A 25102-nucleotide genomic window follows, 5' to 3' on the forward strand; every position below is an offset into this window, starting at 1 on the left:
AATTCTATTATATGTATGTATTTTCTAGCTTAGAACTAAAAAAAGAAAACCATCTACGCACTTGTATCGAGCGTAGATGGTAATACTATTAGACTTCAATCTCTGCTGTTAGTCTTTCAAGCTCGTCAATTAAATGACCAATGTAAGCAATTGTTTCTCGCAGCGGTTGATCTGTCGTGACATCAACACCTGCCATTTGGGCAAGTTCTACAGGCGATTTAGTGCCACCTGCTTGCAGTACTTTTAACCATTCGTCTACAGCCTGACTACCTTCTTTTAAAATACGTTGCGATACTTGTGTAGAAATCGTTAAACCAGCACTATATGTGTATGGATACAAGCCCATATAGTAATGAGGCTGACGCATCCAAGTCAATTCTGCACCTTCTGAAATATGGACAGTATCGCCCCAGAAATCTTCTAAAACAGTACGTTTTAATTGATTCAATACTGTAGCATTCACTGATTCGCCAGCATCCACTAATTCGTATACTTTACGTTGGTATGCTGCCTCTAGTAAATGTGTGACGAAGTTATGATAATATGTTTTCGATACGATGTTTGATATAACCCAACGTTTAAAGCGTTTATCATCATTATGTGTCAATAAATAGTTTGCTAGTAGCATCTCATTCATTGTAGATGGCGCCTCAATAAAGTAGAGGGAAGGGCGATTATTTAAATATGATTGATGGGCATGTGCATTAACAAAATGACCAGCGTGACCAAGCTCATGGATTAGTGTGAAAACCTCGTTCATTCGCTCATTCCATGACATTAAAATGTATGGATGGCTACCGTAAGGACTTGAGCAAAATGCGCCTGTAGATTTTCCTTTATTTGGTGCATAATCAATCCAGCGCTCGTTGAACGCTCTTTCAATCATTTCCTCATAATCTTTACCCATCACAGCTAATGATTTTTCAACATAATCTTTTGCTTCTGCCATTGTTAATTTTGGATCATAGCTTGGATCGAGCGCTATTTTTAAATCAGCAAACGTCATTTTATCTAAGCCATGCGCTTTTTGTACAAGCTTGGCATAACGACGCATATGTGGAGCAAGCTCTTTTGTAATAAGGTCAATTTGACGATTATAAAGTGAACGATCGACATCTTGGTCAAAAAGTAAAAAGTCAATGACAGAGTCGAAGCCCCGTAAATCAGCGATTGTTTTCTCTTGCTGGATATGCGTGTTATATACTTTAGCCGTAGTATGTTGATACTCACGAAGCTTGTTAGAAAAGGCATTGAATGCCGCTCGACGAATCGTTGGATCGCTTTCAAGTTCCCAATCATTTTCGAATAACACATAGCTAAGCGGATGATTTTTGCCATTTGCCTCAAACTCCCCGAAATGCATATCCACGAGCTTTGTCGTGTTGTAAATTTCATAAGGTGCGTCGAATGTAGAACGCAAAGCAGCAAGCGTTTTTTCTACTTCAGGATGTAGTTGATAAGGCTTTTGCTTTAATAGTTGTGTGATATAGCGCTTATATAGGGGACTTAACGCTGCAGCTTGCTCTAAAATGGTTTCGTCTAATGCAAGCAATTCGCTATTCACGAATGCGATGGAACTGCTAATTTTTCCAATTGCCGTGCTAAATTTTGCTGCGCGCATTTGTGCAACGTCATCCGTACGATCAGCCTGTATATTTAAGCTCGCATAGGTTCCAAGAGGGATAATACCTACTTGTAATGCTTCAAAGGCTGTCAGTACCTCAATTACCTTGTGTGCATCCGTAATGCTCCCTTTATAGGTGCTTTCAAATTTTACTGCATCTTCTACAAACTGAGCTAATGCAGGTTCAAAATCAGCGTCATTTTCAAGTAAATCCTGTAAATTCCACGTTTCCTCCACTGCAACATCTTTCCGTAATGGTAATACTTCCATGTCAGAACACCCCTTTTAACGTAAGTGATTCCATTATAACGAAACTATTTCGAAAAGTGAAATAATTATAAGAGTAAGATTTTAGTAGCCTAGCGAAATCATGAATTTTTAAAAAAAGAAGCATAACGTGTTTGAAATTGTGTCAGTTGGGAAAAATAAGGTATAGCCAGAGTACAAAGCAACGCATACTAAAGGCTAGTATGAATTATTGGAGGAGATATTATGTCACAAAATTTAAACAAGCAACTCAATAAGCTAGTAGCAACATACTCTGTACTGTATACAAAATTGCATAACTACCATTGGTATGTAACAGGCAGTGCCTTTTTTACACTGCATGAAAAATTTGAAGAATTATATAATGAAACAACATTAAATTTAGATGAAATCGCAGAGCGTATTCTATCCAAAGATGGCAAGCCAGTAGCTACTTTAAAAGAGCATCTGGAGCTTTCTTATATAGAAGAAGCAACAGGTAAAGAAACAACGGAAGAAATGGTTGCTACAACAATTTCTGATTTCCAAAAGTTGATGAAAGCTTTAAACGCAACGATGGAGCTTGCGGCAGAAGAGGGTGACGACCGAACGGAAGACTTATTAAACGCTATGTACCAGTCCCTTGAAAAACATGCATGGATGTTAAAAGCATTCCTGAACGAATAACATTAAAAGGAAGACAAAAAACGGTAAAGGCAGTTCCTCTGATACGAATAAGTATGGAGTGGCCATTAAAAATAGGAGGACATATATTGCATGAATGAACAAAATCCATATATTGAAGTGGCACACTCGAAAGAGGAAATGCTAGAAATATTAAAACAAATGCATAGCCGAGGTTTTCACACGAATGATATTCATATTATTGCGAAGGACGCTACGCCATTTGCGGACATTAAATGGGAAACAGATGTACACACGCATGAGGCAGGCAATTGGCTCGATCAGTTTAAATCATGGTTTACAGGTGAATCTGCTGTAAAAGAAGGCGTCAAACGTTTTCATTTAAGTGAGGGGCAAACGGCCTATTATGCACAACTTGTAGAGCATGGTGCTATTGTTGTGTTTGGCGAGAAGGCAAACACAGATGCCCCAGTAACAATAGCGATTGATCAAGAGGAAAATCGCTATTGGCATAATCCACTGGAACCTCGCGTTACTGCGCCTGAACCATTTATTGATACGATTGATCATGTCGAGACGCCTGAGCAACGAGAGCATCGGTTAAGAGCAGAAGAAAGTTTGGAAGAAGCGGAACAATTGAATAAAGACAATACGTAAGTAAAACCCTCTTCTGTTAAAGAAGGGGGTTTTTACTATATATTGCTTTACTATTCTGTTCTCGTTTATTGTTCTAACAATTATAATAGTATAAAAAAGGAATTGCTGAAAGGATAGCCGAACTGATGCCAAAGGGAAGAAAAACGACATTAGAGGAACGAGTTCAAATCGTTTACTTTTGTTTAAAGCACGATAAAAACTACCAACTTACTGCAGAGAGGTTTCAAGTATCGTACCAACAAGTTTACCAATGGGTTAAAAAATATGAAGCGGGTGACGAAGCATCGCTACAAGATAAACGCGGGCGAACTAAAGAAGAACAGGAGCGTACAATAGAAGAACAATTTAAAGAAGAAATAAAAAGTCTTGAACGCGAAAATGAACGTCTACGTACAGAAAATGCTTTGCTAAAAAAGCTAGAGGAAATCGAAGGGAGGAGAGTTATGTAAATAAATATACAGCCATTCAAGCATTGCATCACAACGACAACTACTCTATCTCGCTACTATGTGAATGCGCAGGAATTGCACGCTCTGCTTACTATAAATGGACACAGCGCGTACCAACAAAAAGGCAGCTTGAAAATGACGAGATTTTAAAAGAAATAAGCGCGTTACATGAAAAGGGACAAGCAAACTTTGGCTATCGCAAAATGAAGCTCCATCTAAACCATAAATACAATAAACAATTTAATCATAAACGGATTTATCGATTGATGAAACTAGCTGCTTCGCGATCACAAAGTATACAAATGGACGCACCACAGCCTACCCCAACTCTAAAAAATCCTGCTGGAAATCTGTTAAATGAGGAATAGAATTGCGGAATACTGCTAAAAATATATAAACTAAATCAATAAACCGAATGCTAAAATGAGGGACACTTGTAGTACCTACAATTTGCATTCGGTTTATTTTGTCTATCTACTATATTTTGGCTATAACCCTTCGTTGAAGTAGTTACTATTTTACGTGGTTATAGGATTAAATAAACCCGTATTGTTACAAACGGCTTGCCTCCGAATCGCTCCAATTATAATAAACAAACTTTGATTTTTGTCCATTCATTGCAAATTTTTCAGAACTTGTGCCAGTGTATATAAATCCATTTTTCTCTAATACTTTTTGCGAGGCTATATTGTTTGTTGTTGTTTTCGCAGCAATTTGTCGAATGCCTTTATTGCTCGCGATTGTTAATAATAACTTTAACGCTTTATTAGCAATGCCCTTGCCGCTATGTTCATCGCCAACTCGATAACCGATATTACCTAACTGTTGTTTTTTATCTATATCGGTTAAATTGATGCGCCCAACGATTTGTCCAAGTTCATTTTTGATTAAATAGAAATAAGATCGTTCTTGCTCTTGTTCATTTATTAGCATAAGGTTTTGCTTTTTAAAATTATTAAAATCATAATAATCATCACCACGAATAGGTACCAATTTTTCGAAATAAGCCCGATTAGTAAGCTCGAATGTATATAAACTTTCCATATCAACGTATGTCAATTGGCTTAATGTAATATTCATAGGGTCTCCTTTTTTGGCAAGATGTATTCAACGTTTTTATTTCATTATACGTAATTTAAGGACATAGTGCTTTAACGAACTGTATTCTATAAAGAATGCTTTTTCAAGTACTCAATGTAGCGTTCTTTTTATTTGGATGCTAATCGTACATAGCGTATTAAGATTTTTACCCTTTTTGTTATTTTTTTATTTTATTTATGGTGTCTACTTGACAGGGTTCGACAGTATATTGCATACTGAATTATATAAATAACAATAATTTGGAGGGGTAATTATGCCACAAGATTTAAACAAGGAATTGAATAAACTCGTAGCAACATGGTCGGTACTGTATACGAAACTACATAACTATCATTGGTATGTAACCGGAAATGCCTTTTTTACACTCCATGCAAAATTTGAAGAATTATACAATGAGGTTACATTAAATTTTGATGATACGGCTGAACGTATTCTATCCAAAGGTGGCGAGCCTGTCGCTACTTTAAAAGAATACCTTGAACTATCCTATGTAGAAGAAGCAACGGGAAAAGAGACAGCAGATGAAATGGTCGCAACTACGATTTCTGACTTCGAAAAGCAAATGCAAGCTATCCATAATACGATGCAGCTTGCTGCAGAAGAAGGGGATGACCGTACAGAAGATTTGCTTAATGCGATGTATCAATCCCTTGAAAAACATACTTGGATGTTAAAAGCCTTTCTTGATAAAAAAAGCGCTTAAAATACAGAGCACTTGGAGTTTAGTTAAAGCTCCAAGTGCTTTTTAATTTTTGGGGGACAAGCAATATGACAAATAGGCAACAGAATAATAATTGAGATGACATTTATTACAGTTATATAAAGGATGCATAAAAAGGGTTTTTTATTAAAGTGTCGGGGTACATACATAGTAAGCCTTACAAATTAGGAGGAATTGAACATGATGAATGAACAAAACCCAAAAATTGAAGTTGCACATACGAGAGAAGAGATGTTTCATATTTTAAAATGTATGCGCATGGAAGGTTACCACACGGATGAAATCCATATTATTGCAAGAGAAGCTAGGGATTTGGAAGATGTCAAATGGAACGCTGATGTGAAAACCCACGAAGCTGGAAATTGGTTTGACCAAATTAAATCATGGTTTACTGGAGAAACAGCGGTCACAGAAGGATTAAAACGTTTTGATTTGACAGAGGGTCAGACAGCATATTACGCACAGCTTGTGGAAGAAGGGGCCATTGTATTATATGCCGAACATGATGACAACACCAATCCTACCTCAGCTAAACTTGGCGCCAAATCACAACGCGCACAACTGGATGAGCTGGATACACGTGTAACGCCACCTGAATTGATTGGGGATGAGACACCAGCTCAACGTGAGGAACGCTTAAAGGCTGAAGAGCGTATGAATGATGCTGAACAAATGAGAAGATATTTGTAATTAACTATAATACTAGTAATTGATTATTGTTGCGGAAAGCGCTCACTGAGTGGGCATAGAAGCAAATAGTAGAAAAGAGTGGGATTGGTTATGGTCAATTTCACTCTTTTCGTATTTATTAATGCATCACTTTTTCCTGTTCATGTTTTCTTACAAAGCGTAAACTGTGAAGATGTTCCAATTGAGCAACAAGATTGCCGATTAAAATAAAGCTACCGCCAATCAGTAATTTAACCGTAAGTCCCTCCCCGATAAACATCATGGCAAACATCGCGGCAAAAATAGGCTCCAATGAAAAGATAAGCCCTGTATGTGTAGCAGATGTATACTGTTGTGCAACAGTTTGGCCAACAAAGCAAAATGCGCTACAAATAATACCAAGCCCTAAAATGGCAATCCATGAAGTAGTGGAATTTGGAAGTGTTGGTGTTTCAAAAAGTAGCGTTAAAACAAGTGCATACAAGCCAGCGAAACCGAGTTGATAGATGCCGTATGAAATTGACTCTACGTTGCGCGTAAATCTACCGTTTAACAGCAGATAAATTGAATAGCTTAAAGCAGCAATAGCGACTAAAATATCGCCGGTTTGGAACGTAAAAGAATGTTGTACAGTTAATACAGTAATACCAATCATTGTGCTAACAATCGCAAAACTAACAGCTTTTGAAGGCAATTTTTTGTCGATAAAGCTACTGAATATAGGCACTAGCACAACTGTTAGACTTAAAATAAATCCTGCGTTGGAAACGGAAGTAGTCTCCAGTCCGAATAAGCTAAGTGCAAACACAATGAATAAAAGCAAACCTTGAATAGCTGCGTATTTTAATGTTTTGAAATCGACTTTGATCATGCGTTTATAAAAGACTATGCCTGCTGCAAAAAATGCGATAATACAACGCAATGCTACCACATTATAAACAGCCAATGTTTCAAGCCCCATTACCATAAACGTATAAGACAATCCCCAAAACATTGTTACAATTACCATTAGTAAATTTGCTTTTCCTTGATTACTCATTATGCCACCTTCAATCTGTGTACTAAAACAGTTTTATACTAAAATTTACTATATATCTTGTATTGTGATTAGTAAAACGAATGTTTATAATGATTAATATTAAAAAAATTCATGTATAAGAGGGAAAGTGAATGAGTTTAGTCAAATACGAGATTTTGAATAAAGTTGCTGAAGTATCGAGCTTTACAAAAGCAGCGGAGGCACTTGGATTAACCCAATCGGCTGTTAGTCATGCTGTTTCAAGCTTAGAGAAAGAATGTGGATTTGCACTAATCCATCGAAGTCGAACAGGTGTAACCTTAACGAGTGAGGGACAAACGATGCTGCGTGCGATGCGTCAAGTTCTCGATGCAAATGAATTATTACAGCAAGAAGCGGCACATATTCTTGGTGTGACCCGAGGGAAATTGCGAATCGGTGTTATTTCTAGTATTTCATCCAATTGGATGCCCGAAATTATTCGTATTATGGACAATCAGTTTCCAGGCATACAAGTAGAATTGCGCGAAGGCGATTATTATGAAATCGAACAGTGGTTACAAAGCGGTGTAGTGGATGCTGGGTTTTTAAATGGTCAAAAATCGGAACAATTCCAATTTATCGAGTTAGTACAAGACCCCCTTTTATGTATCGTTTCCAATCAAAGCTCTCTCTATAATCGAGCAGAAATTGATATTGCTGAATTAGAGGATATGCCCTTTATTATGACATCGTATCGAGGTACCAATGATGTAAAAGTCCTTTTAGAACAGTATCATGTGAAACCAAACATCCGCTTTGAGCTGTCAGAGGAAGTAGGGATTATTTCAATGATTTCACATCATTTAGGAATTAGTATTTTACCTCGCTTAGTTATTAATCGTTTGCCGTCTTCATTAAAGGCCATCCCGTTAAAACAAGGTGGATATCGAACAATTGGGCTTGCAATGAAACACCAAGCCTCACCAGTGACGAAAAAATTTGCGGAAATTTTAAGTGCATGGTTGAAAGAAAAATAAGAAATAGGTTATTTTATCTTTTTACGTTAAAATAGAACATGAAGAATGCTTATTAATTCATGATAGTTTGAAAAGAAAAGGTGAGTGTGAGTGGGGACATTACAAGGAAAAACCGTACTCATTACAAGTGGGGGAACACTTGAAAAATGGGATCGTGTGCGCGGGCATACGAATTTATCGAAGGGCACGATGGGCTGCTATTTGGCTGAAGCAGCATTAGAAGCTGGGGCAGATGTTATCTATATGCATGGCTATTTTGCACAACTTCCGGTTAACCAAGATAAAATGCGTACTGTACGCTTTGAGGGTATTGAAGATTTAGGTGACAAGGTGCGCTATGCGGTACAGGAAGAACAAGTAGATATTGTAATCATGGCAGCGGCCGGCTCTGATTGGGTAATTGATAAAGTTTACGATCAATCGGGCAATCTCATGGAAGGTGCGGGCAAAATGCCATCGGACGAGCCTCCTATTATTCACTTTAAAAAAGCACCAAAAGTGTTAGGACAAATAAAGGGCTGGCAACCGAATGTCACGTTAGTAGGCTTTAAGCTAGAGGCAACAGAGGATGAACAGTTCTTACTATCGCGTGCACGTCTTCGTATGGAAACGGCGAACGCACAATGCATGGTTGCTAATAGCTCGCAATCGCTGTACGGTGGTCAAGAGCCTCATTGGATTGTACCTGCACAAGGTGATCCCATCAAAGTAATTGGCAAACAAGAAACGGCAAAAGTATTGATGAATTACTTACAAAACGTATAACCACAAGCTGTGTAGAAAACATTCTGCACAGCTTTTTTGTTGTCATACATCATTCCATTCCAAAATATGTATAAAGTAAAGACTATTTACCACTTGTCATTAAGACAATCTATAAAATATGAGTTATTAAAAAATATGGAATTGTTAGGTAAAAATTAAACTTTTTTCTTAATTACAAAGTATTCAGCTAGGTTTTATAATATTTATATTGACAATAGGTTTTCTGAATTATAGAATTATTTCCAAGAAACGTAGTGCTGATGCTAGGGGAGATGTTCAAACGCTCTTTGGCAAAATTCAGTGCAATTTTTAGAGATAAGAGAACAAACCAATCATCTTGATGTTTGAATGTTTTTATACAAAAAGTGAAAAAAGAAGGGGTGTATCGTATGTCTCAACTGTCTAAGATTGATGATAAAAAATTAGAAGTGATTGCGAAGGCCATTCAAAATTTAGAATTTGGTGAAGTGCAAATTACCATTCAAGATGGTGTGATTGTACAAATTAATCGACTTGAAAAGCAAAGATTTCCACAGAAAAAGTAAAGTGTTATTAGAATGGGAAAATTAACAAAAGACTACCTTAAAAGCGCCCTTTGACGCCACATAGGTAGTCTTACACTAAAAACCGCTAACGAACTCAATAAATGTTTCTTTATTTGACATCTACTAGTTTACTGTCTGTTAATGCTTCGAACAAAGTGCTAGAATCCTTTTCGTTCAAATGAACATACTGCTGTTCACCTTGCACGACCTCTAGTGTGTTTTTGTTTGGAGCAATCCAAACGGCATAAGTGATGGCTTTAGCATGAGTATTGGAATTAACAAATTGAAATATAAACTCATAGTCTGGCAATCTTGCCATATCGACTTTTCGTTTCTCCCAGTCAGCATGATGTAGTATTTGTTTAACCGCTTTTACCTCTTTGGAATGGGTAATTTCCTTGAAATCCTCATAAGCTCCGTCTTCTGCCATTTTTTGAACTTCAATTTTTTGTTTTTCTAAGCTTGTACAACCTACAATAATAAAAACGAATAATAAAGGGACAAGTATATTTCTATAATCGGGCATGATAATCGTTTCACTCCTTTTACACTCGTAATAATGCGATGAGCTGTGATTTTAAAACGTTAAAAAGGTATCTCAAAGGGGAAATTTGAAATACCTACTTAAACCAGATTATTCGTAAAAGCTCGTTGGAATTTGTCCAAGATGTCTACGGTGATAGAGCAAAGGTTCTTTCTGTCTATTATCAATTTGTAAAACTTGCCCGATGAAAATCGTATGGTCACCTGCATCAATTTTATTATATGTTTCGCATTGTAGCGTAGCTAACGTATCATGCAAAATAGGTAAGCCGTGTGCTGAAGTAGACCAATGAACTTGCGCAAATCTGTCAACGATTTTACTTGAAAATACCGTACATAAATGTGTTTGCTCATGCGCTAAAATATTGACCGCAAATTTTTTCGTAGTACTAAAAAATGGATGTAGTTGTGATTTTTTGTCCAATGACCATAGAATGAGAAGCGGATCTATGGAAACCGATGCAAAGGAATTGACCGTTAAGCCAATCGGTTCATTTAGATTATTGCAAGCTGTAACAACTGTGACACCTGTTGGATAATTCCCTAATGCCTGTTTAAATGCAGTTACTTTGTCCGTCATACACATCACCTCTTGTTATGTTATGGAGAAATCCGTTTGTTTGTTCTTGTAGCATTTTCTTCGTTCTATTATGGATAAGCCTACAAAATAATCTAGCAACTGTAAAGTGCATTTTCATTGAAACGGCTTGTTCTCTCAAAAGACGGACAAAAGGGATAGAGACTTTTCTGAGGTAAATTACATTATAAGAATATACGAGTGATAGTAGTGGCATACATATTATGTTTATAAAAAGCACCGCCGTAGCAAACAGCAATGACCATGTAAAAAGTGTTAGATTGATTGCGCTCAATCTAACACTTTTTTGGTATTAGTCGCCTTTTTTAGCTCACAACAAGTGGTTTTCATTGTCCTCATTGTCTTCGTTATGTTTGTTATCACCTGGAATAATTCGGTTTTCAGTGTCTTTATCGAAGAAGTGGACTTTGTTCATATCGAGTGCTAGTGGGATAACTTGACCAGGTTTAACATTGGCATGTGAATCCACACGTGCAATAAATTGCTGCCCTTCGACCTGTGAATAGAGCATGATTTCAGCCCCCATTAATTCCGCCACTTCAATCGTTACCTCGATTCTAGACCCTGGCGATGATTCAATAAACGCCTGTTCATCGTGGAAATCTTCTGGACGTATGCCCATTATAATTTCTTTATGGTTGTAACCTTGCGCTAGTAAGTATTTCATTCTTTCTTGTGGAATGGCAATAGAAGTACTGCCAATGTTGAGTTTGCCATCGGTAAGCGTACCTGTAAAGAAGTTCATGGCAGGGGAGCCGATAAAACCGCCAACAAAAACATTTTTAGGTTGTTCATAAACTTCTTTTGGTGCACCCACTTGTTGAATAACGCCATCTTTCATTACAACGAGGCGCGTTGCCATCGTCATAGCTTCCGTTTGGTCATGGGTAACATAGATCGTTGTCGTTTGTAGACGTTGATGAAGTTTAGTAATTTCTGCACGCATTTGAACGCGTAGTTTGGCATCTAAGTTCGATAAAGGCTCATCCATTAAAAATACTTTCGCATCCCGAACAATGGCACGTCCCAATGCCACACGTTGCCGTTGACCGCCCGAAAGTGCTTTCGGTTTACGATTTAAGTATTCCTCAAGACCTAGAATGCGTGCGGCTTCGTTGACACGACGATTAATTTCATCCTTCGGTAATTTGCGCAGTTTTAATCCAAATGCCATATTTTCATATACGCTCATATGTGGGTAAAGGGCGTAGTTTTGGAATACCATGGCGATATCACGATCTTTTGGTGCAACATCATTCATGCGTTTCCCATCAATGATTAAATCTCCCTGAGAAATTTCTTCGAGACCCGCGACCATACGTAATGTGGTAGATTTACCGCAACCTGAAGGACCTACGAAAACAATGAATTCCTTATCTTCAATATCCAAATTAAAATCTTTTACTGCCGTGACGTTTTTATCATAGATTTTATAAATATGTTGTAATTTTAGTTCTGCCATTTGGTTCATCTCCCTTAAAATGTAATGGTTTTTTTAGAGTATAAGAGAAAATTATGCAAAATGTATATGTATACATTACACAAAATGTCATTGGGCAGATTGAACAACTATTAATAATTTTCTGATTTTAGCAACAACATAGCAAGTGAAACAAATGTAGCATTGGCAAAGGAACGAATATCGATTCCTGTATTTTCTATAAACTTATCCAATCGATACTGTAGGCTATTGCGATGAATATAAAGTTTTTTTGCAGTCAAAGACGCGTTTAAATTACATTGTAAAAAGACTTGAATTGTATCAAGCATCTCCTGCCCTTGCATACTTTCAACAAACAAATTGGAAAGTATGTTTTTGTTAACGAGTGATGGAGCATGAATGAGTAGTAAAGGCAATGCTTCGTGAAATGTGAGTGATTTTTCCCGATCAGCGAATCGATGGATTGCTTTGAAACATTGGTATTCATAGCTAAACTTTTCTTTTACGAATAAATCAGCTTGATGCAGTTGACCGATATAACTATAAATTTTAACAAAAAAATCACTCGTTAATGTATCACTTAGTTGGCTAAACGCCTCTTTATCAAAAACGACTTGGGGCTTTTCATCTACGATAATGCCATGTGTATCGTCCATCATAAGTATTACCGGTTGCTGAAATCCTCCTGTAATGGCCTCTTTAAAATTATATAAATCATCAATAGGTTGTTTGAGATAGAAATAGCAAAAACGCAAAGTTTTTACATCTTGTAAAAAGGGTAGCTCTTTTCCATCGTTGTTTAAAAAATCATACCATTTTTGTTGAACGCTAGAGTTATTTTGTCCATTTATCGTATTATCTATGGGAAGAAATAAAGTCAGTAAGAGATTACGTTCGGCATCTGAAAGGGCTGTTTTGACGATGCCGAATTTACAATTATCCTCTGTTATAAACCAATATTTACTGTTGTCTTGTGCATTATATGTAGTTGTAAAGGCAGTCTGAAAATAATTTTCTAATTTCTTAAGCATTGGTTTCTCCTTTTTAGACTGATTGTAAACAATTGTATCTCCATCTGTAAAACAATTTAAATACTCCTAGACATGAAGTAGGCTAGTCTGGAGCCCTTTATATCGGACTTTCTAAACAGTTTTCAGTCATGTCTATATGGGGGCATTTTTTATTATTGTTTACGTAGGTGGAATTTTTCTCCGTGAATATAAAAAATAAAGAAAATTATTTACAACTTTTTTGACTTGTTATAATATTACTTGTAAGCGTTAACAGTAATGATTGGAATTTGAAAAATGGAAGAGGTTAATGCCATGCTTTAACATTTCGAAAATAGGGGCAATGAACCATGCTATTTTCGTGGTGTTTTGTCAACGTACAATGATATAAAAACTTTTTAGGTGGTGTTCAAAGGTGAATTTAGAAAAGTATAAAGGAATCATTCCTGCTTTTTATGCTTGTTATGATGAGCTAGGAGAAATATCTGAAAGTAGAACGAAAGAATTGTGTAACTATTTATACAAAAAAGGTGTTAAAGGGCTTTACGTTGGTGGAAGTTCAGGAGAATGTATTTATCACAGCTTAGAAGAAAGAAAAGCGACCCTAAAATATGTGGCACAACAACTACAAGGGAAGCTTACATTAATCGCACATGTGGGAGCACCTTCGACAAGGGATAGTGTGGTTTTAGCGAAATATGCAGAGGAATTAGGGTATGATGCTGTCTCAGCTATTCCACCTATTTACTTTAAATTTTCGGAAAGTTCAGTTTATAAGTATTGGACGGAAATTATGGATGCAACGAAAATGCCATTTATTATTTACAATATCCCACAAACGACAGGTTTTGACCTTTCAATCAATCTCTTTAAGAGACTAATAGAAAATCAAAAAGTGATAGGGGTAAAAAATTCTTCTATGCCTGTTATGGATATTGAAAGATTTAAGGCCACTGCTGGTGAGGAATTTATCGTCTTTAATGGACCTGATGAGCAATACGTTTCAGGTAGAATAATCGGTGCCGATAGCGGAATTGGTGGAACATATGGTGTGATGCCTGAGCTATTTTTAATGGCAGAAAAATTTGTGTCAGCAGGGGATTTCGAAAATGCTAGAAAAATTCAACATGATATTAATGATATTATCGTTGCTTTATGTTCGTTAAATGGTTCTTTATATTCCACGATTAAAGAAGTGTTAAAACTAAACGGGGTTTATATAGGCAGTGTCAGAGGTCCATTAGAGTCAGTATCAGGTGACGATTTAAATAAAATCGCTGGTATTAAAGCGTTAATCGACAACGCCATCCAAAAGTATAAAGGGTAGTCCACTTGAAAAGGACAGCCGTTAGTAATAAAGGTTGTCGATAATTACAAGCGTAATTTCACATAGGGGAGGACACAAGCTAATACCGTAGCTTGTCTTTCATAAAGGCAATTTTATTTTAATGACATTCATAAGGGGGAGTCGTTTATGTTTCAAAGGCGTTATTTCGCAACTGCAATAGCAATTTTGTTTGTGCTTTCGGTGCTAGCAGGATGTACAAGTAATTCTACTGATAGTTCAAAATCTAGTTCTAGTTCATCTGATGTGGTAGAGCTAAAAGTATGGTTAACTCCGCAATGGAAAGGGGTTTTAGATGCTTCTGAAGATGGAGCAGATTATGATAGCTTCTTCAAACATGCTGGGGAGCGTTTTGCTGCTGAGTATAAGGAGCATAACGTTAAGGTGAATGTAGAAGTAATTGCAGGGGAGCAACGAGATGAACTATTAAATGTCAATCTGAATGGTGGAACACCTCCAGATGTATTCTTTGAAAGTGTATTTGCCATGGGAGACTACGCTCATAGAGGAGCTTTAGTACCATTAAATGATATTGTGGATGAGCAATCAAAAAAAGATATTGCTCAAGGCTATTGGGACAGTGTGACATTTGGTGAAGATGTGTACTTCTTCCCGTTCTCACATAACCCAGGTACTTTAGCTTACAATGCGGATATGTTTAAAGCTGCAGGACTTGACGAGTACATTGGTGGAGAGTATGAAATTAAAACTTGGACACTCGCTGACTATGAAAAAATTCTCAACAAGTTAAAGTCGGATATACCGAAAGATCGATATTCCAATGCGTATCCTATGGGATTATATGCGTTAAATAATCAAGGAGATACTTGGAATCTTGCTTATTTAAGAATGTTTGGCAATCCATTTTTTGATAACAACGGCAATTTAATCATTGATGATGCTAACGGTGTGAAAGCAGCCAATTGGTTAAAGAAAATTTACGATGATGGCTTAACAAATCCAGGGGTAGAATCTGTTTCTTCAAATGACGTGAATGCAATGTTCCAAAATCAACAGCTTGCGATTAGTTTTACTAACGCAATATTATTCAATAACGCAAAGGCTGATATGGAAAGTGGAAAAGCTCCTAAGTTTGATATAAGACTAGCAAATATTCCTTCTGAAAGTGGCGATCCATTATCGTTCACGTATGTAACAGGTGCAACTGTATTTGACACAAAAGATGAAACGAGAATAAAAGTTAGTAAAGATTTTGTGAAATTTATTTCCACAGATGCTGAACTTGTCAAAGCTTCTAAAAATGGTGTCCCTGTTAGAACATCAGTTGCCAATGAGTTCAAATCTGAAAAGCCTTATTTCGAGGCGTATTCTGCTAACGACCCTTACATGTTTAACTTCACAGGTAACGTACCGGGCTACAGCCAATTAAGACAAGTTTTATATCCAGAATTACAAGCACTATACACGGGTGGAAAAACGGCGGAGCAGGCTGTGAAAGATTATGAAACAAAAGGCAATGAAGTGATTGAAGAATCAAAAGCAGATTCTGTAATTTATAAAAAATAGCATGGCGTGTATACAACTTTACAGCAATTTAAGCCCCTGGATGCTGGGGCTTAAATTGTAGAAAGGTAAATGATACCGATGAAAATCAATAAAAAATCGTTTAAAGAAAATATGACAGGTTACTTGTTTATCGCACCTCAAATGTTACTTTTTCTAATATTTTTAGTTTACCCTATTATAGAAGGAATCCGTTTAAGTTTATTTAAAATAAATTATCAAGATGAAGTGTTTATTGGTTTTGATAACTATAAAAAATTATTTAGTGATCCTGTATTCGTTCAGTCTACAATCAACACCGTTATTTTTGTAGTATGTATTGTCGCGTTGACGGTGTTTTTCGCCTTGTTTGTTGCCTCTACTGTATTTGATAAAAATGCGAAATATGTGTCTTTTATACAAGGTGCATATTATATTCCGGTAATGGTCTCGGCGGTTGTTATGAGTATGATATGGAGCTTTTTGCTAAACCCTGCAAATGGACTTATTCCTTTTATAGCAAGAAAAATGGAACTAGCCTCCGTCAACTTTTTAGGGGATACGAATTGGGTATTACCAGTCATTATTTTCGTTACCTTTGCGACAAATGTGGGGCAGGCTATTATCCTTTATATTGCCTCTATGATCGGGGTGCAAAAGGAACTTTTTGAAGCGGCTGAAGTCGATGGTGCAAGTCGCATGAAAATCATATTCAAAATCATTATTCCAATGGTTAAACCGACGACGATTTACATTATTATTATGAATATTATCGCAGTACTTAAAATATTTGTCGTTATTCAGTTATTAACAGGTGGAGGGCCAAACAACGCCTCTACGACACTCATGTATTACTTATACAATAATGCATTTAAGTATAATCAGCTTGGTATTGCTTCTGCAGTAGGTGTAATTATGTTCCTCATTACATTAGTTTTATCTACTCCACAGCTAAGAACAATGCTCAAGAAGAATTAGAGGTGAACGAGTATGCGAAGAAAGAAAAACAAGAGGAAAAGAGAAAAAATAGAAATCATAACAAATTGCATTGTACTATTTTTTGCTGGTTTAAGTCTTTTCCCGCTCTATTGGCTTGTGACAAGTTCCTTTAAGAACAGTGCGGATGTCGTAAAAATGCCACCAGATTGGTTTCCTAAAAGCTTAAACTTTAGTAACTATGTAGATGTATTTAACAATCAGCCAGCTTTTATATGGACTTATAATAGTTTGTTTGTGGCTTTAATGTCAACATTTGCTTTAATTGTTGTTAGTTCACTTGCGGCGTATGCCTTTTCCCAATTGAAATTTAAAGGAAAAAACATTATTTTCATTATTTTTATTTCAAGTTTAATGATACCTAAAGAGGTTATGATTGTTCCGCTATTTAGAATTATTCAAGATATGAATATGGTCAATACATTAAGTGGTATGATTTGGCCTAATGTCGCAACAGCCTTCGGGGTATTTTTACTAAAAGGATTTTTTGATACAATTCCAGATTCATTGAGAGAAGCGGCCAAAATCGATGGCGCAAGCGAATTCCGTATATTTTTTAAGATTATGTTGCCATTAGTTAAACCGGGTATAGGTGCTTTATTTATTCTTAACTTTGTGCAAGTTTGGAACGACTATTTATGGCAGCTTGTTGTTGGGCAAGACGTTCATTCCAAAACATTAATGGTAGGAATCGCAACCTTAATGCAAGATTTAAATCCGAACTTTGCTTATAAGATGGCTGGTGCTACTGTAGCAGCAATTCCGATGTTACTGATATTTATTTTCTTCCAGAAGTACTTTACAAAAGGAATAACGATTGGAGCAGATAAGTAAATGTTTATCCATGGAGATGTATGCAAATGAATAAAAAACAAAAAGTATTTGACAGTATTAAAAGACAACTGATTGTTTCATGTCAGGCACTTCCAGAAGAACCTCTTCACAGCCCTTTTATTATGGGGAAAATGGCTTATGCTGCGATGCTTGGGGGAGCTAAGGGCATTCGAGCAAATAGTATTGAAGATATTAGAGAAATTAAGCATATGGTTGAACTGCCGATTATTGGTATTATAAAAAAGACGTGCAATGGGTCCGACGTAGTGATCACACCAACTGCCCATGAGGTTGAATTGCTTTATCAGGAGGAGGTAGATATTATTGCGTTAGATGCAACGAAAAGGATACGACCTGATGGCACAACGATCAGCGAATGTTTCCCTAAAATTAGGGAAACATTTAAAGATCAAATTTTTATGGCTGATTGCTCCACGTATGAAGAAGCAAAAGTTGCCTATGAACTAGGGTTTGATTGCTTAGGTACAACATTAAGCGGTTATACGGAATATACACATGATAAAAAATTGCCAGATATAGCGTTAATCAAAAGATTAGTCCAAAGTTTTCCGATCCCTGTTATTGCGGAAGGTGGTATTTGGACTCCAGACGAATTGAAACGCGTTTTTGATTTAGGTGTTCATACAGCAGTGGTCGGTACAGCAATCACTAGACCGATGGAAATTACGAAAAGATTTGTTCAGGCTATACAATAGGGAAGATTGCTAGACGAAGAAGAATAGTGTTTTAAAGGATGATGCAAGTGAAAATATTAGCCGCTGATATTGGTGGAACATCGATAAAAGTAGGGATCGCAGATTATGATGGGCGCTTGGAAGTATTTAAAGAATATGATACGGAAAGTAAAAAAGGCGGAAAGTATTTAGTTAAAAAACTAATTAAGATAATCCAAGAGTTTCAAGGCTTTCAAGCAATAGGCATTAGTACGGCAGGTCAGGTTAATAGTGCAGATGGTTCTATTATTTATGCTAATGATAATATTCCAAACTATACGGGAACTCAATTAAAGGAAATTCTTGAGAGGCACTTTAAAGTGCCTGTTAAAGTTGAAAATGATGTCAATGCAGCTGCACTAGGCGAAAAGTATTTTGGTGCAGCACAGAACTATCATGATTTTATTTGTTTAACTTATGGTACAGGTATTGGTGGTGCCATTATCATAGACTCTAAAATTTATAAAGGGCATAATGGCTTAGCAGCAGAATTTGGGCACGTGATTACGCATCCTTTCGGTAATAAGTGTAACTGTGGTAAGGAAGGATGTTATGAAACGTACGCTTCTACAACAGCTTTAATCAAAAAAGCACAGCAAATAAACGCTGACTTTATAAATGGTAGAGTCATTTTCGAAAGAATGCATCAGGGAGATAAAAGTTTAGAAAAGGTTTTTCAAGATTGGATAGTAGAAGTAGCATTAGGGTTAACTTCCTTCATTCACATTTTTAATCCTCAAGCGATTATAATAGGTGGTGGTGTTATGGAGCAAGATCATCTTGTTGAAATCATAGCACATCAAGTGAAAGCGTTAACGATGGAGAGTTTCGCAGATGTTAAAATTATGCAAGCCTCACTTGGAAATAAAGCCGGCGTTTTAGGTGCTGTGTCACTTCATTTACGAGGCGATTAATAGAAGGAGTATTAAAATGGCAAAACAAGATATATTTTCACTTATTCATTCGAGATACAATTCTTTTACTAACACGGAAAAAAAGGTAGCTGATTATATTCTCGAAAATATTAAAGATGTAATTTACATGTCGATTACCGATTTGGCTGATGCGTGTAATGTAGGAGAATCAAGTGTATTTCGATTTTGTAAAACAATGGACCTAAAAGGCTATCAGGAATTTAAAATTATGTTAGCTCATAGCATTTCTCTCGATAATGAAACCCCGCAACTTTATAGTGCCATTACGATGCAAGATACGATTGCGGAACTATCGTCGAAGGTTTTATCTTCAAACGTTCAAGCGCTAACGGAAACCTTTAATTTACTATCGGAACAGGATATTGCACTAGCTGTTGAGAGCATGATAAATGCCCAAAGAATTCACTTCTTTGGCGTCGGCTCGTCCTTAATGACAGCAATGGAAGCCAAAAACAAGTTTATGAGAATTACGAATAAAACCGAGTGCTCGCTCGATTCACATCTGCAAATTATGTCTGCTGCTTTAATGACAAAGCAAGATGTAGCCGTGCTTATCTCTTATTCGGGTTCAACGAAAGATACCATTGAAGTAGCAAAAGTAGCAAAAGAACGAGGGGCAAAAATTATTTCAATCACGAGATTTGCGAAGTCTCCTTTAACAAGTTTCTCTGATATTACATTGCTTTGCGGTGCGAATGAAGGGCCGCTTCAAGGGGGCAGTTTATCTGCAAAAATATCACAGCTCTATCTTTTAGATTTACTCTATTTAGAATACTTTAAGCAAACAAATAAGGAATCCGTTCATAACAAAGAACTGACTGCACAAGCGGTTATTGAAAAGATGTTATAAAGGGAGGCAACATATTAGGCCAAGTAAATTGATTGGAGGGATAGTGAGTTTGATGGAACAATCAATTGTTTTAACGAATGCAAAAATATATGCGGAAAATGGCATTATTGATGATGGATATATAAAGATGATGGGAATGAAAATTCAAGCTATAGGATGGATGCACAATTATAGAACGGATGAGCAAGCCGTTATCATTGATTTACAGGGACATATCGTAATACCTGGCCTCATTGATATTCATATTCACGGTACGTCTGGCGCTGATGTAATGGATGGAGAAATTGCATCGCTGAAAACAATTGTCCAAGCATTGCCACAGGAAGGGACAACGAGTTTTTTAGCGACGACAATGACACAATCGGACGACCATATTTCACAGGCGTTAAAAAATGCAGCAAATTTTATAAAAAATCATCAACAACCAGGTCAGGCAGAGGTGCTAGGGGTTCATTTAGAAGGGCCATTTGTGAACCCTAGCATGGCAGGGGCTCAACCAGTGGATTTTATCGTGATGCCAGAGATCTCACTATTTGAAAAATGGCAAAAGCTAGCCGAAGGAACCATTAAACTGGTTACGTTGGCCCCTGAGCAAAAAGGTGGCTTGGAACTAATCCAGTATCTGAAACAACTTGGTGTTGTTATCTCAATCGGCCATTCGAATGCGACATTTGCGCAAGTCCAAAAGGCGATGGCTGCGGGGGCTACGCAAGTGACGCATTTATTTAATCAAATGAAAGGATTGCATCACCGAGAGCCGGGCGTCGCGGGGGCTGCTTTGTTGCTGGAAGAATTATACGCTGAGTTAATTGTAGATGGCATTCACGTATGTCCTGAAATGATTCAGTTAGCATATCAAAGTAAAAAAAGTGAGAAGCTCATCTTAATTACAGATTCCATGCGTGCAAAATGTTTGAAAAATGGCAATTATGATTTAGGCGGTCAGTTGGTCATCGTGAAAGATGGTACGGCTGAATTACAAAATGGCACATTAGCGGGCAGTGTGTTAAAACTGGATGATGCAATGAAAAATATGCTGCATTACTGTCATGACTGTACACTGGAAGATGTTATTAACATGACGTCAAGGAATCCTGCAAAGCAGTTAAATATTAGTCATCGAAAAGGAAGTATTGCAGTAGGGAAGGATGCAGATGTAGTAGTTTTAGACGATCATTACGAAGTGCTAATGACTTTTTGTAGAGGTGTCCTATCTTATCAAAAAGAATTATCAATGTAGGACTAGCATTGATTTATCTACGGAGTTTTGTTGTCGAAGCAGCTGATTGTTTTCTTAAAAACTAGTAAGTATAGTTTCAAATTGGATTTTGTTACGATGTCCGTCTTTCAATATTTTCACCTCTTTTCTCTTATCGTTTTCCTTCAAAAGAGTAATCTTTTTCACCCTTAAATATTCGGAATATTTAGAATTTTTATAAGGCTATTTAGAAATAAAAGCAATCCCCCAAAGGAGGTGATTTGCGCACTATTTTTTATATCCATAATAAGAAATTTATTATTTCCAAATGAGGAGGCGAACGTATGAAAAAATTTTTGGTAGTAGCTATGGCATCAATGTTGGTTTTAGGTGTTGGTATGGCAAATAAAAAAGTAGAAGCTTCTAAGGGCAGAGAATCAGTGGAAAGAATAACATGGGAATATGCAGGAGAACTTGAGGCACAAAAAGGATTTGACAAGAATATTGGAACAGCTGGCGTCTTAGCTGGCTCTTATAAAGATTATTTAATCGTAGGAGGAGGTGCTAATTTCCCTTATGATACAGTTTTAAATGGAGGGGCAAAGAAACATTACTCCGATGTCTATGTCTATAAAAAAGATAACAACAAGTTAACGCTGGTAGAACATACGAATCTTAATCATGAGATTGGGTATGGAGCGTCTATCACGACAGAAAAGGGAATCTATTATATTGGTGGCAGTCCTGACAAAGAATATGCAGATGATATCACATTATTGACGGTTGACAAAAATCAAAAATTGAAAGTAGAGAAAATAGGGGATTTGCCATTTACATTTAGTGATGGGATAGCGGCTGAAAAGAATGGTAAATTGTATATTGGACTTGGTAAGCAAAATGCAAAAGAAAGTAATAAATTATATGAATATGATTTAAAAACATTGAAAATAAAAGAGCTAGCTTCGATACCAGGGGAAAGTGTTCGAAACCAAAGTGTGGCCCAAATATTAAATGGAAACCTTTATGTATTTAGTGGTGGCGGATCTGTTGCCTATACAGATGGTTACCAATATAATATTGAAAAAAATCAATGGTCCAAAGCCTCCTCTGTAAAACTGGATGACAAAGAGCTATCTTTACTTGGCGCTAATTCAGTCAAATTAAATAACAATGAAATGATGGTCATTGGCGGTTTCAATAAAGATGTTTATGATGATGCAGTAAAAAATTTAGGGACATTAAAAGATGATGAACTATTGGCATTTAGAACTAAATACTTTACTGCAGATCCTTATGAATTTAAGTGGAATAAAGATGTACTCATCTATAATGCGCAAAAGGATACTTGGCGTTCTGTAGGCAAGATTCCATTTGATGCACCTTGTGGTGAGGGCTTGGTGTTAATGGATAACAACATTTATTCTATAAATGGAGAAATTAAACCAGGGGTAAGAACAAACGCAATTTATGCAGGTACACTATTGTTCGATTAAGAAAAAACGGCTGCGTCTTGCTCATACTTTGAGGGAATGATTGCATGAATCATTCCCTTTTTTGGGCGGTAACAATGTCTTCAATAATTTCGCCTTCAACAAATGAAGGGATATCTAAGCCAAGTACATGATAAATCGTTGGCGCAATATCTAAATTAGATGTGGTGTTTATTTCTTTCCCTTTTGCAATAGCTGTCCCAGTAGCGATAAAAATAGGTTGTAACATCTTTCTATCAGCATCTCCTCCATGTGTCCCTAATTCAATCGGTGGTGCACTATTTTTTTCCATGTCACTGCCCATCACATAGCCAGGAGCGCCAATTAATAGAATATCCCCTGCGTTTTGATGTTCTAAAAGGGTACTATTGTTGTCTGTATTTTTTATGACCCTTTCATACGGATGAATTTTTGGTTCCAAAAGATGGTGCCACAGATCTTTGATATGATGTTGAACAGTAGGGAAAGAGAAGCTCTCTACTTTAATGGCAGATTTGATTTTTTGTATATCATATTGAATAACTGCTTCCTTATTATCCGAAACTTTTACCTCTTTAAAAGCTTGCATTATTTGGCTACGGACATGTTCATATTGTTCACGTGGTACAATTCCCTCCTTTTCACGGTTTCTCAAACTAATATAGACATGTGCTACGGAGCCACTAGGAATGGCATAAGCTTGTGATTGTGCATAGTTTATGTTGTTTTTTTCATCTACAGTTAATAACCCGGCATCTTTTAATACTTTGTTAGGGAAAAGAGTAGTATGGGCTGGTTCCATTCCATGATCCGAGACGACAAATAAAGCATCATTCTCTTGCAAGGAATTCAATGTTTCACCAACTACCTGATCCGCTAAACGATATGCCCATTCGATGTAGTCCATATATTTTTCAGACTTTTTAACTGAAAAGTCTGGTTGCCGCGGATCAATTAATAAATACTTATGCTGTTCATGATCTATATGGGGCGTATAAAACATAAGTAAATCAGGGTTGTATTGCTGTTTTATATAAAGAGCCACTTTTGTAACCCACATAACAGATCGGGTACTGATTTCTTCATATTCTTTTCTTGTAATCCATCCTTTTTCTAGGGCACTGTCGTCATCTTGTACAGGATAAAAACCAAATTGTTGCTCAATCTCATCGGAAAATCCTTTAGGACCACTAATTAAGCTAGAAGTTACGGCCGTTCGGTAAAACTTTACAGGATGGCTAAGGTCTTGCTTCTCGGCTTTTACTTTAAAGTAAAAACCTGCGGATAGAGAGTCTTTTAACTGGAAGGAAAGAGCTCCCCATTCCTTTGCTGTTACCATCACGTCTTCCGCATCTACCTTTTTATCTGCAGATACTATAAAGGTGTCATAGTTTTGTATTTGATCGTTAGACGAGTCAATCGCTAAAATAAGGAGAAGACGATTTTTTTCATTTTTCATGTCAATAGACAATTCGGTTTCCTTAATAGGGCTGTAGCTTGTAGGGGCATCAATCCATGCGGAAGCGAGTTGAAAAGTTAATGACTCTAAAGTGCTTGGAGACCATGTTTCACCAAAATAAATAGCAAAATCACCTTGTTTTTCTTCTTTAGGATTAGCGCCAGGAAAAGCGATAGTAGCGGTTGTTTTGCCTTGTTTTCTAGCTTCTACCCACACGGGCGGTACTTCGATTTCTGCTTGGAAACCACTTTCTTCATTATCGATAGCTGTATTGGGTTCGTGAAAATGATTGCTTACGATGCCCGTCTGTTTCGGTGTCGCCCCTGTGGCAATGGCTGCGTGTGAAGGGGCAGTAAGAGAAGGGGTAATGGTAGAAGGACTTTTGGCAGTAACCCCGTTTGCTACCATTTGTTTGATATGAGGTAATTTATTTTCTTGAACATATTTTTTAGTATAGTCATTTTTCATGCCATCAAATGAGATAAGGACAATCTTTCGTTCCGTTTCATCATTTTCCTTTGCTATACCATCCTGCATGATGGTAAATAAACATAAATTGAGAGCGATGATGCTTGCATATAAAGTTTTTTTCATGTTTCTTATCCTTTCTTAGACTAACTAGCAATTGAAACAGCACCTAAATGCTTATCCTTAAGCTATGTATTCATTCACGAAGCGCCTTTATCCAAACAATACCCGTTGTCTCCTATTTCAAACGTTTGTCTTAA

General features: G+C 36.8%; 25 protein-coding genes. 17 read left to right on the forward strand and 8 right to left on the reverse strand.

The window, feature by feature from the left end; genetic code table 11:
* Window positions 1–88: 88 nt before the first annotated feature.
* Window positions 89–1894: an oligoendopeptidase F gene (gene pepF, locus MKY08_RS08180; protein ID WP_069511458.1), complete on the reverse strand. Its 1806-nt coding sequence runs from the start codon at window positions 1892–1894 to the stop codon at window positions 89–91.
* A 222-nt stretch (window positions 1895–2116) separates the two neighbouring features.
* On the opposite strand from pepF, the gene MKY08_RS08185 reads away from it, so the two are divergent.
* From MKY08_RS08185 to MKY08_RS08195, 3 genes are all read left to right on the forward strand, one after another.
* Window positions 2117–2557: a DNA starvation/stationary phase protection protein gene (locus MKY08_RS08185; RefSeq protein WP_024363449.1), complete on the forward strand. Its 441-nt coding sequence runs from the start codon at window positions 2117–2119 to the stop codon at window positions 2555–2557.
* 90 nt (window positions 2558–2647) lie between these two features.
* On the forward strand, window positions 2648–3172 hold the full coding sequence (locus tag MKY08_RS08190; RefSeq protein ID WP_069511456.1) for a general stress protein: 525 nt from the start codon (window positions 2648–2650) through the stop codon (window positions 3170–3172).
* 125 nt (window positions 3173–3297) lie between these two features.
* Window positions 3298–3621 carry a helix-turn-helix domain-containing protein gene (locus tag MKY08_RS08195; protein WP_069511454.1) on the forward strand — a complete coding sequence of 108 codons (324 nt, stop codon included), beginning with the start codon at window positions 3298–3300 and terminating at the stop codon, window positions 3619–3621.
* A gap of 552 nt (window positions 3622–4173) precedes the next feature.
* On the opposite strand, the gene MKY08_RS08200 is transcribed toward MKY08_RS08195, so the two are convergent.
* A complete protein-coding gene (locus tag MKY08_RS08200; RefSeq protein ID WP_069511450.1) occupies window positions 4174–4701 on the reverse strand; it encodes a GNAT family protein in 528 nt (175 codons plus the stop codon).
* 274 nt (window positions 4702–4975) lie between these two features.
* On the opposite strand from MKY08_RS08200, the gene MKY08_RS08205 reads away from it, so the two are divergent.
* Both MKY08_RS08205 and MKY08_RS08210 read left to right on the forward strand, forming a co-directional pair.
* Entirely contained in the window at window positions 4976–5425 is a 450-nt protein-coding gene (locus MKY08_RS08205) for a DNA starvation/stationary phase protection protein (protein ID WP_069511448.1), read from the forward strand.
* A gap of 198 nt (window positions 5426–5623) precedes the next feature.
* Window positions 5624–6133, forward strand: a complete 510-nt coding sequence (locus tag MKY08_RS08210; RefSeq protein ID WP_069511446.1) for a general stress protein — start codon at window positions 5624–5626, stop codon at window positions 6131–6133.
* 118 nt (window positions 6134–6251) lie between these two features.
* Here MKY08_RS08210 and MKY08_RS08215 read toward each other — a convergent pair whose 3' ends face one another.
* Entirely contained in the window at window positions 6252–7151 is a 900-nt protein-coding gene (locus MKY08_RS08215; RefSeq protein WP_069511444.1) for a DMT family transporter, read from the reverse strand.
* A gap of 131 nt (window positions 7152–7282) precedes the next feature.
* Between MKY08_RS08215 and MKY08_RS08220 the strand changes: the two genes are divergently transcribed.
* The 3 genes from MKY08_RS08220 (at window position 7283) to MKY08_RS08230 (ending at window position 9459) form a co-directional block, all read left to right on the forward strand.
* The gene (locus tag MKY08_RS08220) at window positions 7283–8149 is read left to right on the forward strand and encodes a LysR family transcriptional regulator (protein ID WP_069511442.1); all 867 of its coding nucleotides are present in this window, start codon (window positions 7283–7285) and stop codon (window positions 8147–8149) included.
* Between the two features lie 90 nt (window positions 8150–8239).
* Window positions 8240–8914: a phosphopantothenoylcysteine decarboxylase gene (locus MKY08_RS08225; protein ID WP_069511440.1), complete on the forward strand. Its 675-nt coding sequence runs from the start codon at window positions 8240–8242 to the stop codon at window positions 8912–8914.
* A 389-nt stretch (window positions 8915–9303) separates the two neighbouring features.
* A complete protein-coding gene (locus MKY08_RS08230) occupies window positions 9304–9459 on the forward strand; it encodes a YezD family protein (RefSeq protein WP_080653350.1) in 156 nt (51 codons plus the stop codon).
* A gap of 109 nt (window positions 9460–9568) precedes the next feature.
* Here MKY08_RS08230 and MKY08_RS08235 read toward each other — a convergent pair whose 3' ends face one another.
* From MKY08_RS08235 to MKY08_RS08250, 4 genes are all read right to left on the reverse strand, one after another.
* Window positions 9569–9985: a hypothetical protein gene (locus tag MKY08_RS08235; RefSeq protein WP_069511438.1), complete on the reverse strand. Its 417-nt coding sequence runs from the start codon at window positions 9983–9985 to the stop codon at window positions 9569–9571.
* 108 nt (window positions 9986–10093) lie between these two features.
* Complete coding sequence (locus MKY08_RS08240; RefSeq protein ID WP_069511436.1) at window positions 10094–10582, reverse strand: flavin reductase family protein; 489 nt, start codon at window positions 10580–10582, stop codon at window positions 10094–10096.
* A gap of 328 nt (window positions 10583–10910) precedes the next feature.
* Window positions 10911–12062, reverse strand: coding sequence for a sn-glycerol-3-phosphate ABC transporter ATP-binding protein UgpC (gene ugpC / locus MKY08_RS08245; protein WP_069511433.1), 1152 nt, complete (start codon window positions 12060–12062; stop codon window positions 10911–10913).
* Window positions 12063–12172: 110 nt separating this feature from the next.
* Complete coding sequence (locus MKY08_RS08250; protein ID WP_069511431.1) at window positions 12173–13072, reverse strand: helix-turn-helix domain-containing protein; 900 nt, start codon at window positions 13070–13072, stop codon at window positions 12173–12175.
* A gap of 394 nt (window positions 13073–13466) precedes the next feature.
* On the opposite strand from MKY08_RS08250, the gene MKY08_RS08255 reads away from it, so the two are divergent.
* The 9 genes from MKY08_RS08255 to MKY08_RS08295 all read left to right on the forward strand — a co-directional run bounded on the left by MKY08_RS08255 (window position 13467) and on the right by MKY08_RS08295 (window position 22939).
* Entirely contained in the window at window positions 13467–14378 is a 912-nt protein-coding gene (locus MKY08_RS08255; RefSeq protein ID WP_069511427.1) for a dihydrodipicolinate synthase family protein, read from the forward strand.
* Window positions 14379–14525: 147 nt separating this feature from the next.
* Window positions 14526–15923 (forward strand): extracellular solute-binding protein, encoded by a 1398-nt coding sequence (locus MKY08_RS08260; protein ID WP_069511425.1) that lies wholly within the window; start codon window positions 14526–14528, stop codon window positions 15921–15923.
* Between the two features lie 78 nt (window positions 15924–16001).
* Window positions 16002–16877 (forward strand): sugar ABC transporter permease, encoded by an 876-nt coding sequence (locus MKY08_RS08265; RefSeq protein WP_069511423.1) that lies wholly within the window; start codon window positions 16002–16004, stop codon window positions 16875–16877.
* 12 nt (window positions 16878–16889) lie between these two features.
* Entirely contained in the window at window positions 16890–17729 is an 840-nt protein-coding gene (locus MKY08_RS08270; RefSeq protein ID WP_069511421.1) for a carbohydrate ABC transporter permease, read from the forward strand.
* Between the two features lie 26 nt (window positions 17730–17755).
* The gene (locus tag MKY08_RS08275) at window positions 17756–18445 is read left to right on the forward strand and encodes an N-acetylmannosamine-6-phosphate 2-epimerase (protein WP_069511419.1); all 690 of its coding nucleotides are present in this window, start codon (window positions 17756–17758) and stop codon (window positions 18443–18445) included.
* Window positions 18446–18492: 47 nt separating this feature from the next.
* Window positions 18493–19377 carry an ROK family protein gene (locus tag MKY08_RS08280; protein WP_069511417.1) on the forward strand — a complete coding sequence of 295 codons (885 nt, stop codon included), beginning with the start codon at window positions 18493–18495 and terminating at the stop codon, window positions 19375–19377.
* A gap of 16 nt (window positions 19378–19393) precedes the next feature.
* Window positions 19394–20248 carry a MurR/RpiR family transcriptional regulator gene (locus MKY08_RS08285; RefSeq protein WP_069511415.1) on the forward strand — a complete coding sequence of 285 codons (855 nt, stop codon included), beginning with the start codon at window positions 19394–19396 and terminating at the stop codon, window positions 20246–20248.
* A 52-nt stretch (window positions 20249–20300) separates the two neighbouring features.
* A complete protein-coding gene (gene nagA / locus MKY08_RS08290) occupies window positions 20301–21488 on the forward strand; it encodes an N-acetylglucosamine-6-phosphate deacetylase (RefSeq protein WP_069512122.1) in 1188 nt (395 codons plus the stop codon).
* 302 nt (window positions 21489–21790) lie between these two features.
* Window positions 21791–22939, forward strand: coding sequence for a cyclically-permuted mutarotase family protein (locus MKY08_RS08295; protein ID WP_069511413.1), 1149 nt, complete (start codon window positions 21791–21793; stop codon window positions 22937–22939).
* A gap of 49 nt (window positions 22940–22988) precedes the next feature.
* Here MKY08_RS08295 and MKY08_RS08300 read toward each other — a convergent pair whose 3' ends face one another.
* On the reverse strand, window positions 22989–24968 hold the full coding sequence (locus MKY08_RS08300) for a nucleotide pyrophosphatase/phosphodiesterase family protein (RefSeq protein WP_069511408.1): 1980 nt from the start codon (window positions 24966–24968) through the stop codon (window positions 22989–22991).
* Between the last annotated feature and the right edge of the window lie 134 nt (window positions 24969–25102).

Source organism: Lysinibacillus sp. FSL M8-0337 (genome assembly GCF_038593855.1).
Classification (GTDB): Bacteria; Bacillota; Bacilli; order Bacillales_A; family Planococcaceae; genus Lysinibacillus; species Lysinibacillus sphaericus_D.